This is a genomic window from Erythrobacter sp. NAP1, from assembly GCF_000152865.1.
Taxonomy (GTDB): Bacteria; Pseudomonadota; Alphaproteobacteria; order Sphingomonadales; family Sphingomonadaceae; genus Erythrobacter.
The window spans coordinates 2,711,120-2,726,875 of the sequence record NZ_CH672390.1 but is presented as its reverse complement, the minus strand read 5'-3'; the positions used below and the strand labels follow the sequence as shown (position 1 = coordinate 2,726,875).

Genomic DNA, 15,756 nt, shown 5'->3' with positions numbered 1-15,756 from the left:
GCTAGTCCATCGGGCCCGTGAACAGCAGCGGATCGAGCCGCGCGGCGTTCCATTTCAGACCCCAGTGCAGGTGCGGCCCGGTCGCTCTCCCCGATGCGCCGACATTGCCGATGTGATCGCCCTGCTTCACCGCCTGCCCTTCCTCGACAACAATGCGCGAGGCGTGGAGGAACGCGCTGTTCAGCCCTGCGCCGTGATCGATGATGATAAGCGAGCCTTCAAGGCTGAATCCCGTGCGCGCGAGCACCACGACGCCATCGGCGGGAGCGACGAACGGGACGCCGTTACCCGGCGCGATGTCGATACCCGAATGATAGCTGCCCGGCTCGCCGCGATAGATGCGCTGACGGCCGAAAAGCCCGGAAATGCGGCCCTTTACCGGCCAGATAAAGTCTTGGGTCCAGCCGGTCGCCCCGGTTTCCTTCGCGCGCGCGTCCTGAATGGCATTCCATTCAGGCTCGCGGCGTTTCCACCAGGCTTCGCTCGACCCGCTGGGGCGCTTGGCGACGTTGACGCGCTGAATCTGCCATTCGCGCGGCGAAACCGAAAGGTCCTCGCGGAGGATCCGCCCGCTTTCAAGCGTCGCGGTAAGCGGCAGGCTGTCCGCGCTGTCGCGGTCGAAGGCAGCAAAGAAGCTGCCGTCGGGCGCGATGTCGAGCACCTGTTCGCCTAGCGAGGCGCTGGCAGTTCCTGCGGGGACGGTCCCGCGGATGAAGCCGCCTTGGGTCAGCTCGCCGGAAAAGTCGAACTTCGCCTCTACGGGCTCCACCGGTGCCGCGTCACTCGCAGCAGACTCGGCGTCGGCGACGCTTTCGGGCTCGCTCGCAAGAGCTGCGTCCGCTGGCGCGCTCGGCTCTGTCCCGGCACAGCTGACGAGCGCCGAAAGTCCCAGGACTGTAGGCGCCAGTGCTGCTCGGATCATGGAAGGCTCGCTCACCCCTCGCCAAGCAGGCGGCGGGTTGCGATTTCAGCCGAGGCGTAGGCCTCCTGATGCTCGGCGCTCCAGTAGCGCAGTTCTTCGAGCGGGATGACTTCGGCAGAAACGGCACAGATCACATGCTGGCCAGGGCGCAACACGCGGAAACTGGAGGCGCCGTAATAGAGCTTGGCGGCTTTTTCGCTGGAGGACATCAACATGGGGCTTGCCTTAGCATGGGGGGTGGGGGGCTGTCAGCCGGTCAATCTTAACCGAACAGGTCATCCTGTTTCGGGTTTGGCGCCGGGGCGCGGCGCTTCTTCGCTGGCGCTGGCGCAGGCCTGGCAGGCGGCGGTGGCGGCGTGTCGCCAACACCGACATCGAGTTTGCCATCGCTGAATTCAAGGATGAGAACAGCCCGCTTTGCAGCCTCGGCGCTCGACGTAACAACTTCGCCCGTCTCGCTGCGCACGATGGCATAGCCGCGTTCGAGGGGCTTTTTGGGGTGAAGCTGGCTCGCCAGCCGGGCGAGCGCCTTCAGTCGCTCTTGCGCGGTGAGAATCGGGCGTTCAACCAGCTGGGGCGACAGCCTCGTGCGATCAAGCCGCTCCCTCCTACCCGAAAGCGCTCCTTCGAGAAGGCGCGGGGCGAGCCGTGATGCGGTTCCGGCCAGTTGCTGGCGCCCATGCGCCGCCCGGTCGGTGAGCCCGCGCCGCAGCCGCTCGGCAAGATCGTCGAGCCGTTGTGCCTGTGGTTGCAGCAGCACCTCAATCCGAGGCATCCGCCGGGTGCGCGCCTCGAGCCGCTCTCGCCCCAGTTCGACGGGACGGTGCACCGCGCGCCGCTGGCGAGCGGCGAAATCGGCGAGCGTCGCCTGCAAGTCGGCGCGCACTGGCACGGCCATTTCTGCAGCCGCAGTGGGCGTCGGCGCTCGGCGGTCGGCGGCGTAATCGGCAAGCGTCGTATCGGTCTCATGCCCGACGGCTGAGATAACCGGAATGGTACACTCCGCAATGGCGCGAACCACGATTTCCTCGTTGAAGCTCCAAAGGTCCTCGATCGACCCACCACCGCGCGCGACAATCACTACATCGGGCCGCCGCACAGCATCATCCTGCGAAAGCTCTGAAAACCCTCGGATAGCGTCTGCAACTTGCTCCGCCGCACCCTGCCCTTGAACGAGAACCGGCCACACGATCACATGGCTCGGAAAGCGATCCGCGAGGCGGTGGAGGATATCGCGGATAACCGATCCGGTTGGCGATGTGACCACACCGATCGTGCGCGGCAGGAACGGCAGGCGGCGCTTGCGCTCGCGCGCGAACAGGCCTTCTGCTTCCAGCCTCAGCCTCGTTTTCTCGAGCAGGGCCAGCAAAGCGCCCTCGCCCGCAATCTCGAGACTGTCGATGACGATCTGATACTTCGAGCGCCCCGGATAGGTCGTCAGCTTGCCCGTCGCGATCACTTCGATGCCGTCTTCGGGGACGAATGCCAGCCGCCCAGCATTGCCGCGCCACATCACCCCGTCGAGCACCGCCTTGTCGTCCTTGAGTGCAAGATACATGTGCCCGGACGCGGCGCGTTTCACCCCCGACAGCTCCCCGCGAAGTCGCACATAGCCAAAGCGTTCCTCGACCGTGCGCTTCAACGCCTGCGAAATCTCGGTGATCGAGAGCGGCTCGGCGTTGTCGCCCGCCCGGCTGCGCGCTACCAGCCCGGTGTCTTGCGATGAGGATGAGGGAGTGCGCGCCATGAATGTCCTGCTGTTGGGATCGGGAGGTCGCGAACATGCGTTAGCGTGGAAGCTGGCGCAATCCCCGTCTCTAGGGAAGCTCTTCGCCGCCCCCGGAAATCCCGGCATCGCCGAGGAAGCCGAGTGCGTTTCGCTCGACGCGAGCGACCATGGCGCGGTGGTGAGTTTCTGCCGCTCGCACGAAATCGCATTGGTCGTGATCGGGCCGGAAGCGCCGCTGGTCGACGGCCTCGCTGACAGCCTGGCCGCCGCCGATATCCCCGCCTTCGGCCCGTCCAAGGCCGCTGCCCAGCTGGAAGGCTCTAAGGGCTTCACCAAGGATCTTTGCGCCCGCGCCGAGATCCCTACCGGAGGCTATGTCCGCACCCATTCGCGCGATGAGGCGGTTGCGGCGCTAGACGGATTCAGCGCGCCCTTTGTGCTCAAGGCCGACGGGCTTGCAGCGGGCAAGGGCGTCGTGATCTCACCGACACGCGAACACGCCGAGGCGACGCTATCCGACATGTTCGGCGGGCAGTTCGGGTCGGCAGGTGCGCAAGTTGTGATCGAGGAGTTCCTCGAGGGCGAAGAGGCGAGCTTCTTCGCCATCACCGACGGCACGCACGTGATACCCCTCGGCACGGCGCAGGACCACAAGCAGGTTGGCGAAGGGGACAAGGGCGCGAATACCGGCGGCATGGGCGCCTATTCGCCCGCGCCCGTGCTGACGGAGGCGCTTCAACAGCGCGTGATGGACGAGATCATCCGGCCCACCGTCGACACGATGCGCTCAGAGGGGATGCCCTATTCGGGGGTGCTTTATGCTGGCCTGATGCTGACCGCGACCGGGCCGCAGCTGATCGAGTACAATTGCCGCTTCGGTGATCCTGAATGCCAGGTGCTGATGATGCGATATCAAGGCGACCTTGCCGCGATGATGCTCGCCTGCGCGAAAGGCGAGCTTGAGGGAGCGGGCGCGGCATTCGCGCAGGAAACCGCGCTCACTGTGGTGATGGCGGCGAAAGGATATCCCGGCACGCCGCAAAAGGGCGGCGCAATCGCGCTGGGTGATGCCGAAGCGAACGGCGCGAAGGTTTTTCACGCAGGCACGGCGATCAAGGATGGCTCGCTGGTCGCCAATGGAGGCCGCGTGCTGAACGTAACTGCCACCGGAGCCAGCGTCACCGAAGCGCAAAAGGCCGCTTACGATGCAGTAGCCAAAGTCGACTTCGCCAGCGGATTCTACCGGAGCGATATCGGTTGGAAGGAAGTGGCGCGGGAAAAGGGCGACACGCCGCAAAATTGATCTGGGTCAACGACAGGTGCGCGCCGGTGAGCCATTATGCGGGCATGACAAAACACATCGCCCCGCTCGCCCCCGTCGCCGCACTCATGGCGCTTGCCGCCTGCCAGTCGGCCTATACCCCAAGAGTAGCGACCGAAGCGCCGCCTCCGCCCGCCTTCGTCGAAGCGGCCTGCGGAGGTTGCCATGCGGTTGAGCCGCCGTTCCTGTCACCCAATATGCGCGCGCCAAGTTTCGAAGCGGTGGCCAATCGCCCCGGCGTCACCAAGGCGACGATCAGGGCCTGGCTCAGGGATGCGCATAATTACCCCGAGGATATGGATTTCGACCTGACACGCGAGAGGGTCGACGAGGTCGCGGACTACATGATCACGCTGCGTCGCGCCGATTACGTGCCCATGCCTTGAGACTGCGCAGATTGGGTTTTCCTACTCGTTCGCGCGCTGCCAATATGTCGGCGGCTCTTTCACATCGTCAGGTTCGGTCAAGCGGCGCGTAAGGTCACGCTTCCACGCAAAGGGTGACACTTTTCGCACCTAAGCTGACAGAAAGCGGGTTTTGCCCCTGGACCGTGTAACATGCGGTCCACTTCTCGCCTAAATCGCTGAAAAGGCGAGGGTTGCCTAAGACCCTTACAGCCTCTCGGCCATCAGCGCCTTCATGTCGGCTTCGGGACGCGGACCGTAATGGGCGATCACCTCAGCCGCGGCAATCGCGCCGCGCTTGAGGCACACTTCAAGTCCCTCGCCCTTCGCGTAGCCCGAGAGGAAGCCAGCGGCGAACTGATCGCCTGCACCGGTCGTGTCGACGACCTTGGCGACCGGAGCAGCGGCAGTCACCGCGCGCTCACCGTGAGCGCTGGCGACCGCGCCCTTCGCGCTGCGCGTGGCGACGAGAACGGGAACCTTGGGCGCGACGGCGTTAAAGCCGGTTTCGAAGTCGTCCTCTCCCGTCAGCGTCGCAAGCTCGCTCTCGTTGACGAACAGAATGTCGATCAGCCCGTCGTCGATCATCGCGCGGAAGTCGTCGCCGTGACGCTCGATCACGAAGCTCTCGGACGCGGTGAAGGCGACCTTGCGGCCTGCTTCGCGCGCAACCTCGATCGCGCGGCGCATGGCGCGGCGGGGCTCTTCGGGGTCCCAAAGATAGCCTTCGAGATAGAGGATTCCGGCGCTTGCGATCAGGTCTTCGTCAAGCGCTTCGGCGGGCAAGAACTGGCCTGCGCCAAGGAAGGTGTTCATCGTGCGCTCGCCATCAGGCGTGACGAAGATGAGCACGCGGCCTGTTGCGGGTTCGCCGTCGCGCGCGGGCGTGTCGAAGTCGATGCCGGTTGCGCGCATGTCGTGGCGGAAGACCTTGCCAAGCTGGTCATCGGCGACCTGCCCGATGAAGGCGCATTGCAGGCCGAGGGTCGAGAGGCCCGCCAGCGTGTTGGCCGCCGATCCGCCCGAAAGCTCGCGCGCTGGGGGCATGGCATCGTAGAGCTCGTCGGCGCGCGCTTCGTCGATCAGGGTCATGCCGCCCCGGTTAAGCGAAAGCTCGTCGATCAGTCCCTCTTCGCAAGAGGCGATGACGTCGACAACTGCGTTGCCGATGGCGATGACGTCGTAGCGGGTGTCGGTCACGAAGAAGGCGTCCTTGTGGTATCTGGTCTGATGGAAGGTTGCCGCAGCGCCTAGCCGCAAGCGCGCGGAAGGCCAAGAGGTTTGGCTTCGATGTTTGACAGGCGCCCCAACCCATCGCATCGCGGCGTGCGATGATGTCAGTGTTCAAAGCGCTTGGTCTGGCGGTGAGCCAGTTGACCCATGGGCCGGTGCTCAAGGTGCTGCTCAAGTCAGTCGCGATCACGGTGGGCGTGTTCATCCTCTTCGGTGCGCTGCTATATTGGGGGCTCGTCGAGGTCTTTGCAGCTTACGGATTAGAGGGCGGAGGGTTCGTCGGCGCTGCCGCGGCGGTGCTGGTTGCGGGGCTGTCCTTCTGGTTCCTGTTCCGCCTTGTTGCTCTGGCTGTGCTGCAGTTCTTCGCCGACGAGATCGTGGTCGCGGTGGAAGCCCGGCACTATCCCGAGGCTGCGCGAATGGCCCGCAAGCTGCCCTTCCGGCGCGATCTCGCCAATTCGGTGAAGGGAATCGGCAGGACGGTCGCGCTCAATTTGCTCGCCTTGCCGGTGGCGGTAGCGCTGGTTGTGACCGGCATCGGCTCGGCTGCGGTGTTCCTTGTGGTCAATGCGTGGCTTTTGGGCCGGGAACTCACCGATATGGCCTGGCTTCGCCACTGCGGGAGTGAACCTGCGGAGAACCCAGTGTCTTGGCAAAAGCGCGCCTTGCTGGGGGCGGCGGTTGCGGTGATAATGCTGATCCCGTTCGCAAATCTGCTCGCACCCGTGATCGGTGCTGCGGCAGGAACCCATCTGACCCAATCGGCATTGTCGCTGCGTGATGAGAAAGCTCTGCACCTGCATGGACAAAGAGATGCGTAGAATCGGTCTGCTGGCATTGCTCGCGATGGCCACGAGTGCGTGCGCCGGGGGTGCGGCGAGCGGCAACTACATCCGCACCAGCAACCCTCAAGCAACAGCGCAGCCAAGCTCGGCACCTGCCTATCGCGCACCCACAGCGAGGTCTGGCCCCGGCGCTGACAGCATCCTTGGCCAGTCTGCCCCCTTCCTTGTAAGCCGCTTCGGAGCCGCACGGATCGACATGGCCGAAGGCGATGCACGCAAGCTGCAATTCGCCTCTGAAAGCTGCGTGCTCGACATCTACCTGTACCCCGTTGGCGCAGGCAATGCGCCGGTTGCGACCCATGTCGCCACGCGGCTCAGACAAGGCGGTGGAGAGACCGACAATGACCGCTGCATTGCCGATGTCGAAAGCGCTGCGTCCGGGGGATGATCATCTGCGGGCGGCGTGCTTGGTAACCCGGTCTTAAGCACATTCTGCGATGCCGATGGTTCAATAACAGGGACCAGACGGCCAATGACGACCCAATTCACCGATCTTGCACGGCGCGTTGCTACCGATGGACAGGTAACGGCTGACGAAGTTCTGGCGCTGCGCCGCGAAGGCTGGGGCGACGGGATCATAACCCGCGAAGAGGCCGAGGCGCTGTTCGCGATCAACAACGTGCTCGATGTGCGCGACGAACAGTGGAGCGACTTCTTCGTCGAAGCGATCGGCGAATTCGTGTTGAATGGCACTCAGCCGCGCCTTCAATGCAGCGTCGAGGAAGCCGGGTGGCTCATCGGCCAGGTCGATCATGACGGCGTGGTCGAAAGCCTCGTCGAACTCGAAACCATCGTTCGCATTATCGAGCGCGCCGAAAACACTCCGGATAGCCTCAAGAACTACGTGATCGAGCAAGTCGAGCGCGAAGTCCTTAGCGGCACCGGCCCTACACGCTGCGGCGGCGAACTGTCAGACACGCATATCACCGCAGCTGAAGCGAATATCCTTCGCCGCGTAGTCTTTGCAAGCGGCGGTCACGGTCCCGCGGCCGTCAGCCGGTTCGAAGCCGAAATGCTCTTCCGCCTGAAGGACGAGACGCTTGCCGAAGCAAACGCTCCGGAATGGGACGAGCTCTTCCTCGACGGGGTAAGCAACTACCTCAAGGGCTTTGCTCTGCAGAACGCGCAGCTTGAGCATGACCGCGCGAAGGAACTTCAGGAGTTCGTTGCCGACAACAAGGCTAATGTCGGGCGCTTCATCGGACGCATGGCGCGCGAAGCGCCGCAAGTTGCCAATCACTTCGGCAAGGTCTTCGGCAAGCGCGATGCTGGGCCGAGCTTCACCGAACAGGCGATTGCTGGCGAGGAAATCACCGATCACGAGCAGGAATGGCTCGATAAGATGATCGAGAGTGACGGCGAGATCGACGAGCTCGAACGCCGCCTGATCGCCCGCATCATCGACGAAGGCGAGTAAGCTAGGCTTTCAACGCCGCAAAATCGCTGCTCGCCAGCGCGCGCCAGCGCTTCTGCCGGTGCGCGTAAAATCGCTTGGCATAGGCGGCGACGCCGGGCGTCAGCAGACCTGCCTCAATATGGACGCGGTCCGTATAGTGCGTGGCTTGCGGCGAGCTTCCAGGCTTGAGGATGATCCAGTGGTCCCAGCGCTTGATCATCGGGCTGTACCCGTTGTCGCGTAACATGAAGCTGCCTGCCGGGGCGTCGGCATACTCGATAACGATCACCTGCCAGCCAATTGGAGCCTTTCCGAAGGCATAGATCTGAACGCGGTGTTCACCCTCGGGCCAGGGCGCTGAGCGGTCGAAACCGTCCTCGTACTCGAACCGAATCAGGGGATGCGCGATATGATCGAGGAGGGCGGGCTTTCGCACCCAATCCCACGTCTCTTGCAACGTACAATCAAGCTCGGTGGAAAGCTCGACCGTTGTCGCCATCAGACCATGAAGCTTTCGCCGCACCCGCAAGCGCCCTTGGCGTTGGGGTTGTCGAACACGAAGCCTGCGGTGAAATCGTCCTCGACCCAGTCCATGGTCGAACCGACGAGATAGAGAACGCTCGCACCGTCGATGTAGAACGTGCCGCCAGGCGTTTCGATCTTCTCGTCGAACTTGGCCTCTTCGGTGACGAAGTCGACCGAATAAGCGAGCCCTGAGCAACCCCGGCGCGGCGTCGACAGCTTCACGCCGATCGCGTCATCGGGGGCCTTGCTCATAAGTTCGGCGATGCGGGCTTCAGCGCCCTTGGTGAGGATGACGGCGGCGGGGCGCTGGCGTTCATTGGCTCTTGTCTTGGTGTCGGCCATCAGAGCATCCCAAGTTCTAGGCGCGCTTCGTCGCTCATTTTCTCAGGCGACCACGGCGGATCCCAGACAAGCTCGACCTCGGCATCGCGGATGCCGGGAACCGAAGCAGCGCGCAGTTCAACCTCGCCCGGCATGGTTTCGGCAACCGGGCAATGCGGCGTGGTGAGCGTCATCGTGATCGTCGCATCGGCTTCGTCGTCGACCTCGACGCCATAAATCAGGCCCAGGTCGTAGATGTTGACCGGGATTTCCGGGTCGTAGATCTCCTTGAGCGCGTCGATAACGGCCTGCTGCAAATCGCTGCCTGCCCCGCCGACCGGACCCTCGGCGGGCTTTTGATGGAGAAACCCTTCAAGATAGTCGCGCTCGCGCTTGGGAGCGGGCGCATCGTCCTCGTCGATCGCATCCTCAACACGCGCGCGCGGCGGCTTCTCGACCACCACGTCGTTGGGCGCGGGAGCGGCAACATAGTCTTTCTCGTCCTGAGGCTTGTCCATCAGCCTAGTCCTTTCCAAAAATCCGGCGCGTGCGGGCGATCCCCTCAAGCAGCGCATCGACATCGGCCTCGGTCGAATAGAGCCCGAAGCTGGCGCGCGCGGTCGCGGGAACGCCGAGATAATCCATCAGTGGCTGTGCGCAATGGTGGCCTGCGCGAATGGCGACGTTTGCCTCGTCGAGGATAGTGCCCAAATCGTGCGGGTGAATGCCGTCGATGGCAAAGCTGACGATGCCGGCACTGTTGTCAGGGCCGAACACCGTCACATCGTTCATCGCGGTAAGCTCGCGGCGCAGCCTCGTGACGAGCTTCGATTCGTCCTCGTGCATCTTCGCAAGTCCGACTTCGCTGACATAATCGGCGGCGGCTGCGAAAGCTATCGCTTCGGTGATGGCGGGTGTGCCAGCTTCGAATCGCTGTGGCGGTGCATCGTAAGTGGTCTTTTCGAAGGTCACGCGGTCGATCATGGACCCGCCACCTTCCCATGGGGGCATGGCTTCGAGCAATTCGCCCCGCGCCCAAAGGGCTCCGATCCCAGTGGGACCGTAAAGCTTGTGGGCCGAAAAAACATAGAAGTCGCAATCGAGCGCGGCGACGTTGACCGGCATATGCGGCACCGCCTGACAGCCGTCGAGAAGGATCTTTGCACCGACCTTGTGCGCCATGTCTGCTGCACGTTTTGCGTCGAGCACGCTACCCAACACGTTCGAAACATGCGCCAATGCGACGAGCTTGTGCTCTCCGCTGATCATCGCCTCGGCGGCGTCGAGATCGATCTGGTGATCGTCGGTCAGAGGGACGACGTCGATTTTCGCACCAGTCGCTTCGGCCACCATCTGCCACGGCACTATGTTGGAGTGATGCTCAAGCTGCGAGAGCAGAATCCGGTCGCCTGCCTTGAGGTTCGCCCTGCCCCAGCTGTTCGCGACGAGATTGATCGCTTCGGTCGCGCCTCGGGTGAATACGATCTCGTTCTCCGCGCCGCCGATCAATTCGGCAATCCGCCGACGGGCCGCTTCGTAGGCAAGCGTCATGTCGGCCGAGCGCGAATAAACCCCGCGGTGAACGGTCGCATAATCCTCGCCCATGGCGCGCGCCATCGCATTGATCACTGCGCGCGGCTTTTGCGAAGTCGCGGCAGTATCGAGATAGTGCCAGGGCTCGCCATCGCGGGTCACAAGACCCGGGAAGTCACCGCGCAGATCGCGGGTCAAGGCGGTCGGAGCGTTCACAGCGATGCTTCCTCGAGCGCTTTGAGCGCGTCTTCGAGCATGCGCTCACGCGTCGCCTCGTCTTCAAGCGCGACAAAGGCATCGCCGATGAAGGCCTGAACAAGCAGGCGCTTAGCAGCGTCGGGCGAGAGTCCGCGTGCTGCCATGTAATAGCGCGCCGCCTCGTCGAGCTGGCCAACAGTTGCACCATGCGCGCACTTCACATCGTCAGCGAAAATCTCAAGCTGCGGGACGGCATTCGCGCTCGCGCCCGCTTCGAGGAGCAAGCCCTTGAAATCCTGCGCGGCGTCGGTTTTCTGCGCGTGGCGAGCAACCTTGATCTCACCCAAGAAACTACCCGTGCTCTGCCCCCAATGCACCGCTCGAACAGTCTGGTTCGAGGTCGCGTTGGGATGATCATGGCGGGTGAGCGTCACGAATTCCTGGACCTTGTCGCTGCCGCCGATTGTTACGCCGCCAAATTCAAAATGCGCGCCTTCTTCAAGGGTCACGTCGAGCTCGACGCGCGCATACTTGCCGCCGGTGATTACCTTGAACGCTTCGAAGCGTCCGCCCCTGCCGACATGCACGCGCAGGCGGTCGACCATGCCCGGCGATTGCGGGCCAGCGCCGTGCACCGTGCATTCGCGGCGCGTCTCGCCAGCGGGCACTTCGAGCGTGCGCCAGTGGTTGATCGCCTCGGGTTTCGCCTTGGCGAGGTAATCGGCATCGGCATAGCGCCATGCTTCGTCCCGGCGGGTGGGGAGGGTTGCGGTGTCACTCATGAGGCATTGCGCTCCATCGCGCGTTCAACTCTGCGCATCAATCGTGCGCGTGTTTCTCGAATACAGCTGCTCACAGCCTGCTGGTCGCTCGCCCCTTCGCGCACGCATTGGGTCACTGCTCGGCAAAAGCGGTCGTCGAGGCGCGGACGCCCGGTCGACTTGCTGAGCGAGCAATGCCAGTTGCCTTCGCGGTCCTGGCCCACGCTCGCCTGAACGCTGCGCAGGTTCCCCAGCACAACAATCTCGGGCACGGTCTCAGCCGGCGCGGCCTGAATGGCAAGGAGGAGCGAGGTCAGGATCACGCGGACATCTCTGCCATGATCGCGTCGTAGCCTTCACTTTCGAGGCGAAGCGCAAGCTCGGGACCCCCGGTTTCAACGATGCGGCCATCGGCAAGCACCGACACGCGGTCAGGCTTCACCACGTCGAGCAGACGCTGATAGTGCGTGATGAGCAGCACGCCCTTGTCGGGAGCACGCATGATCGAATTGATACCCTCGCCAACGACACGAAGCGCGTCGATGTCGAGGCCGCTATCGGTTTCGTCGAGAACGGCAAAAGCAGGGTCGAGAATGCCCATCTGGACCATCTCGGCGCGCTTCTTTTCGCCGCCCGAGAAACCGACATTGACCTGCCGCTTGAGCATTTCCATGTCCATCTTGAGCAAGCCCGCCTTTTCCTTGGCGAGCTTCAGGAACTCGCCGCCGGAGAGCGGTTCTTCGCCGCGATACTTGCGCTGGGCGTTGAGCGCCTCGCGCAGGAATTGCACGTTGGAGACGCCGGGAATCTCGACCGGGTATTGAAAGCCCAAAAACAAGCCCGTCGCCGCACGCTCATGAGGGTCCAGGTCGAACAGCTGGGCGCCGCGAAACGTCACCGATCCGGCGGTCACGTCGTAGCCCGGCTTGCCGCCCAGCACATGCGCGAGCGTCGATTTACCGGCGCCATTGGGGCCCATGATGGCGTGGACCTCACCGGCCTGAACTTCGAGGTTCAGACCCTTGAGGATCGCCTTGCCGTCTACTTCGGCGTGGAGATTATTGATTGTCAGCACTGCGTGCCTCCCGTTCTTCATAAGCGGCCTGTGCAGCGTCCGCAGTCTCGTCTGTGCGCGCCTTGACGACCGATGCGTCGCGCAATTCGAGCACGAGGCCTTTGGGTCGTTCGGCTTCGTACTGCTCCTGGGCTGCGGCCTGTGAGCGCTGCACGAATGTGAATTGGTTATCGAGGTCTGCGCCGCGCGCGATGTGGATCCTCCCGATATGCTCGAAGATCTCGCGCACATCAGCTGCGGTGTATTCGGCGTTCTCCCCGCGACGGCTGAGGACCGAGCTTGCACCCTCGACCGAGGCGTCGAGAACCTCTGCGCAGCGAGGAAGGTCCGAGCGATGCTGCGATTCAAAGTCGGCCTGCCCGCGAACCTTGCGCAACTGCACGGATAAACAGCGCCGGTAGTCGGCTACGAAAGGCTGAATCAGGCGCGGATATTCGAGCGTCCACGTCTCGGGCGCATCGTTCTCGATGGCAACGGGCGCCTGGCCCACGCCCTGAAGCGCGACCAGGGGAGCGATAATGAGAGATAAGCTGGTCATTGTTCGGCTGTGTCCCGTGATTGATACCTGCTGGGTGTGGAGGACGCGCGGTGTTCACGCCGCGCTTGACGCTTGTCATCAATGCGAATGCGCATTCCGGCGGTGATCCGCTGAAGGACGGCGTCCATGTTTTCGAGAATATCGCTTGCCTTGATTCGCATGACACGGATGCCGACCGCTTCGAGGCTCTTGTCGCGGCGCTTGGCCAGCGTTTCATCCTGATCGTCTTCGTCGATCATGATCGCCATTCCAAGATTGTGGCAATTGAAGTCGACAATCGCGCTGCCGACTACGGCAAAGCGCTTAAAGGTGTAGCGACCAAGGTCGGCATCGGCGAACCGCTTGGCGAGCGCCTTGTGCGCAGGCGACGCAAAGCGCTTCATCTCGCGCGCACGATCGTGCAACTCGTCGAGGCGCTTATCCGAAATTTTCCAGCCGCGACCTTTCTTGTTGAGCGACGGCTCTGTGCTCGAAGTGTCCTTGAGGCCCAGGGTTTTACGAGCGGTTTCCTGATCGCTTTTCGCAGTCAGCAAATGGCGTTTGTGCACCCGGTCGACAGGTGTCCCGTCTGTAAGAGGTACGCCCGGGGTCACGTCATGATCCTCAAAACCCATCTTCGCATAAAACTCTAGGCCGCCGGTATTGTCGGCACGAACTGTCGCGTTGATCGCCTCAAGACCGAGTTCGACGGCGCTCGCTCGCGTCGCTTCGAACAGGGTTTTGCCGATCCCTTGCTGCGTTGCTCCAACCTTGGCGAAGGTGGCGATGTCAGCAACACCTTCGGGAAGTGCATCGTTGTGCACCAGCGCTTGAAAGCCAAGCAGATCGCCCGTTTCGCTGTCGACTGCAGCCACGCAGTTGTGAACGCCGGGGCCGGTCAAATAAACTTCGGCCAGATGCTCAGGGGTGAACGCCTCTTCAAGCGCGGTTGTCCCGCCCTGCGCGATAATCTCATTGAGGATTACCGTCAGCCCCGGCGCGTCATCTTCTGTGACAGGCCTGACTACGATGGCTTCTTCAAGAAGGCTCACCCCACGCTCCCTTCGAGGCTAATGGCGAGAAGCTTCTGCGCTTCGACGGCAAACTCCATCGGCAACTCTTTGAGCACGTCCTTGGCGAAGCCGTTGACGATCAGCGCCACGGCATCTTCCTCGTCCAGCCCGCGCTGCATCGCGTAGAACAGCTGCTCGTCGCTGATCTTCGAAGTGGTCGCTTCGTGCTCGATCTGGGCGCCGGGGTTCTTGACCTCGATATAGGGCACGGTGTGCGCGCCGCATTCGTTGCCAAGCAGCAGGCTGTCGCACTGGGTGAAATTGCGCACGCCTTCGGCTTTGGGGCCGACGCGGACCAATCCGCGATAGGTGTTGTTCGATTTGCCCGCCGAAATACCCTTGGAAATGATCGTCGAGCGCGAGCCTGCGCCGTTGTGGATCATCTTGGTGCCGGTATCGGCCTGCTGATGATTGTTAGTGACAGCGACCGAATAGAACTCGCCTACGCTGTCTTTGCCGTTGAGCACGCAGGACGGATACTTCCACGTCACCGCGGAACCGGTCTCGACCTGCGTCCAGCTGATCTTGGAGCGGTCGCCTTGGCACAACCCGCGCTTGGTGACGAAGTTATAGATGCCGCCAACGCCTTCGGAATTACCCGGATACCAGTTCTGGACAGTCGAATATTTGATTTCGGCGTCTTCCATCGCGACCAGTTCGACGACGGCAGCGTGGAGCTGGTTTTCATCGCGCATCGGCGCAGTGCAGCCTTCGAGATAGCTGACGTATGAACCCTTCTCAGCGACGATCAGGGTGCGTTCGAATTGTCCGGTGTTTTCGGCGTTGATGCGGAAATAGGTGCTGAGCTCCATCGGGCAGCGCACGCCTTCGGGCACATAGACAAAGGTACCGTCGGAAAAGACTGCGCTGTTCAAACAAGCAAAGTAGTTGTCGCGCTGAGGCACGACGCGGCCGAGCCACTTTTTGACAAGGTCCGGATATTCCTTGATCGCTTCGGAAATCGACAGGAAGATAACGCCCGCCTTCTTGAGCTCCTCACGAAAGGTGGTTGCGACGCTCACACTGTCGAAAACGGCATCAACCGCGACTTTGCGCGCGCCTTCGACCCCGGCGAGCACTTCCTGCTCCGCCACGGGGATCCCGAGCTTGTCGTAAACCGCCTTAATCTCTGGATCGAGTTCGTCGAGCGATTTGAGCGTCGGCTTCTTCTTGGGCGCGGCGTAATAATACGCGTCCTGATAGTCGATCGCCGGATAGCCGACCTTGGCCCAGTCGGGCTCCTTCATTTCTTGCCAAAGGCGAAAGGCCTTCAGACGCCAGTCGAGCATCCATTCCGGCTCGCCCTTTTTGGCCGAGATGAAGCGGACGGTCTCTTCGGAAAGTCCTTTTTCCGCATACTCGGTCTCAATATCCGAGGACCAGCCGTGCTCGTATTCTGCAGCATTAGCGGCAGCCGCCTTGGCCTCTGCGTCCATCTCTTGTGTGTCGATCTGTTCGGTCATGCCATGTGCTTTTCGTAGGAAGTTGTGGGCGCCGGGGAGTGGCGCAGATGTTCGAGAGTGACCTCGGCGAGGGCGCCGCGCAGTTTCGCGTTGATGATCGGCCAATGCGGCTTCATCGAACAGCGCGCTTCGTGTTCGCACTCCTTGTGGTCGACGCAGGCGGTCAAGGCGATCGGACCTTCTACCGCCTCGACAATATCAGCGACAGTGATTGCCGCTGCGGGACGCCCAAGCTGCAAGCCCCCACCAGCCCCGCGAACCGAGCGCAGCAGCCCGGCGGAAGTCAGCTTTGAGACCAATCGCTGTACGGTTGGAACAGGAAGCCCCGTCTCACTCGCCAGTTCAGCAGCGCTCACGCGTCCATCGCCACAATGCGTAGCGGCCTGGCACATCGTAATGACGGCATAATCGGCAAGGTTTGAGAGGCGCATGGGCTCAGG

At 62.5% G+C, this 15,756-nt stretch carries 20 protein-coding genes; 5 read left to right on the top strand and 15 right to left on the bottom strand.

Going from position 1 to position 15,756, the window contains the following annotated elements:
* Window position 1: 1 nt before the first annotated feature.
* Genes NAP1_RS13075 through xseA form a run of 3 tightly spaced genes read right to left on the bottom strand, consistent with a single transcriptional unit; the run spans window position 2 to window position 2,669 of the window.
* The gene (locus NAP1_RS13075; protein ID WP_007165789.1) at window positions 2–922 is read right to left on the bottom strand and encodes a M23 family metallopeptidase; all 921 of its coding nucleotides are present in this window, start codon (window positions 920–922) and stop codon (window positions 2–4) included.
* 11 nt (window positions 923–933) lie between these two features.
* Complete coding sequence (locus NAP1_RS13070) at window positions 934–1,137, bottom strand: DUF2093 domain-containing protein (RefSeq protein ID WP_007165788.1); 204 nt, start codon at window positions 1,135–1,137, stop codon at window positions 934–936.
* 47 nt (window positions 1,138–1,184) lie between these two features.
* Window positions 1,185–2,669, bottom strand: coding sequence for an exodeoxyribonuclease VII large subunit (gene xseA, locus NAP1_RS13065; protein ID WP_007165787.1), 1,485 nt, complete (start codon window positions 2,667–2,669; stop codon window positions 1,185–1,187).
* On the opposite strand from xseA, the gene purD reads away from it, so the two are divergent.
* Window positions 2,668–3,954 carry a phosphoribosylamine--glycine ligase gene (gene purD / locus NAP1_RS13060; protein WP_007165786.1) on the top strand — a complete coding sequence of 429 codons (1,287 nt, stop codon included), beginning with the start codon at window positions 2,668–2,670 and terminating at the stop codon, window positions 3,952–3,954. The two genes, xseA and purD, sit on opposite strands and share 2 nt — an antisense overlap.
* Before the next feature lie 44 nt (window positions 3,955–3,998).
* A complete protein-coding gene (locus tag NAP1_RS13055; RefSeq protein WP_040465049.1) occupies window positions 3,999–4,358 on the top strand; it encodes a hypothetical protein in 360 nt (119 codons plus the stop codon).
* Between the two features lie 225 nt (window positions 4,359–4,583).
* Here NAP1_RS13055 and NAP1_RS13050 read toward each other — a convergent pair whose 3' ends face one another.
* Window positions 4,584–5,576 carry an adenosine kinase gene (locus NAP1_RS13050; RefSeq protein ID WP_040465048.1) on the bottom strand — a complete coding sequence of 331 codons (993 nt, stop codon included), beginning with the start codon at window positions 5,574–5,576 and terminating at the stop codon, window positions 4,584–4,586.
* Between the two features lie 134 nt (window positions 5,577–5,710).
* On the opposite strand from NAP1_RS13050, the gene NAP1_RS13045 reads away from it, so the two are divergent.
* The 3 genes from NAP1_RS13045 (at window position 5,711) to NAP1_RS13035 (ending at window position 7,871) form a co-directional block, all read left to right on the top strand.
* The gene (locus tag NAP1_RS13045) at window positions 5,711–6,430 is read left to right on the top strand and encodes an EI24 domain-containing protein (RefSeq protein WP_241761221.1); all 720 of its coding nucleotides are present in this window, start codon (window positions 5,711–5,713) and stop codon (window positions 6,428–6,430) included.
* Complete coding sequence (locus NAP1_RS13040; protein ID WP_156777275.1) at window positions 6,423–6,842, top strand: hypothetical protein; 420 nt, start codon at window positions 6,423–6,425, stop codon at window positions 6,840–6,842. Before NAP1_RS13045 ends, NAP1_RS13040 begins: the two co-directional genes overlap by 8 nt.
* Window positions 6,843–6,926: 84 nt before the next feature.
* Window positions 6,927–7,871: a hypothetical protein gene (locus NAP1_RS13035; RefSeq protein WP_007165781.1), complete on the top strand. Its 945-nt coding sequence runs from the start codon at window positions 6,927–6,929 to the stop codon at window positions 7,869–7,871.
* 1 nt (window position 7,872) lies between these two features.
* Here NAP1_RS13035 and NAP1_RS13030 read toward each other — a convergent pair whose 3' ends face one another.
* The 11 genes from NAP1_RS13030 to NAP1_RS12975 are packed head-to-tail and all read right to left on the bottom strand — an operon-like array spanning window position 7,873 to window position 15,747.
* A complete protein-coding gene (locus tag NAP1_RS13030) occupies window positions 7,873–8,349 on the bottom strand; it encodes a hypothetical protein (RefSeq protein ID WP_007165780.1) in 477 nt (158 codons plus the stop codon).
* Entirely contained in the window at window positions 8,349–8,717 is a 369-nt protein-coding gene (locus NAP1_RS13025) for an iron-sulfur cluster assembly accessory protein (RefSeq protein WP_007165779.1), read from the bottom strand. Before NAP1_RS13025 ends, NAP1_RS13030 begins: the two co-directional genes overlap by 1 nt.
* The gene (locus NAP1_RS13020) at window positions 8,717–9,214 is read right to left on the bottom strand and encodes an SUF system Fe-S cluster assembly protein (protein ID WP_007165778.1); all 498 of its coding nucleotides are present in this window, start codon (window positions 9,212–9,214) and stop codon (window positions 8,717–8,719) included. Before NAP1_RS13020 ends, NAP1_RS13025 begins: the two co-directional genes overlap by 1 nt.
* A gap of 4 nt (window positions 9,215–9,218) precedes the next feature.
* Window positions 9,219–10,445: a cysteine desulfurase gene (locus tag NAP1_RS13015; RefSeq protein WP_007165777.1), complete on the bottom strand. Its 1,227-nt coding sequence runs from the start codon at window positions 10,443–10,445 to the stop codon at window positions 9,219–9,221.
* Complete coding sequence (locus NAP1_RS13010) at window positions 10,442–11,209, bottom strand: SufD family Fe-S cluster assembly protein (protein ID WP_007165776.1); 768 nt, start codon at window positions 11,207–11,209, stop codon at window positions 10,442–10,444. Before NAP1_RS13010 ends, NAP1_RS13015 begins: the two co-directional genes overlap by 4 nt.
* A complete protein-coding gene (locus tag NAP1_RS13005) occupies window positions 11,206–11,511 on the bottom strand; it encodes a hypothetical protein (RefSeq protein WP_007165775.1) in 306 nt (101 codons plus the stop codon). Before NAP1_RS13005 ends, NAP1_RS13010 begins: the two co-directional genes overlap by 4 nt.
* Complete coding sequence (gene sufC / locus NAP1_RS13000) at window positions 11,508–12,263, bottom strand: Fe-S cluster assembly ATPase SufC (RefSeq protein ID WP_007165774.1); 756 nt, start codon at window positions 12,261–12,263, stop codon at window positions 11,508–11,510. Before sufC ends, NAP1_RS13005 begins: the two co-directional genes overlap by 4 nt.
* Window positions 12,247–12,801 (bottom strand): hypothetical protein, encoded by a 555-nt coding sequence (locus NAP1_RS12995; protein WP_007165773.1) that lies wholly within the window; start codon window positions 12,799–12,801, stop codon window positions 12,247–12,249. Before NAP1_RS12995 ends, sufC begins: the two co-directional genes overlap by 17 nt.
* Window positions 12,798–13,832 carry a GNAT family N-acetyltransferase gene (locus NAP1_RS16690; protein WP_007165772.1) on the bottom strand — a complete coding sequence of 345 codons (1,035 nt, stop codon included), beginning with the start codon at window positions 13,830–13,832 and terminating at the stop codon, window positions 12,798–12,800. Before NAP1_RS16690 ends, NAP1_RS12995 begins: the two co-directional genes overlap by 4 nt.
* Window positions 13,829–15,316 (bottom strand): Fe-S cluster assembly protein SufB, encoded by a 1,488-nt coding sequence (sufB, locus tag NAP1_RS12980; RefSeq protein ID WP_007165771.1) that lies wholly within the window; start codon window positions 15,314–15,316, stop codon window positions 13,829–13,831. The genes NAP1_RS16690 and sufB overlap by 4 nt, the downstream gene beginning before the upstream one ends.
* Window positions 15,313–15,747: an SUF system Fe-S cluster assembly regulator gene (locus tag NAP1_RS12975; RefSeq protein WP_007165770.1), complete on the bottom strand. Its 435-nt coding sequence runs from the start codon at window positions 15,745–15,747 to the stop codon at window positions 15,313–15,315. The genes sufB and NAP1_RS12975 overlap by 4 nt, the downstream gene beginning before the upstream one ends.
* Window positions 15,748–15,756 lie beyond the last annotated feature (9 nt).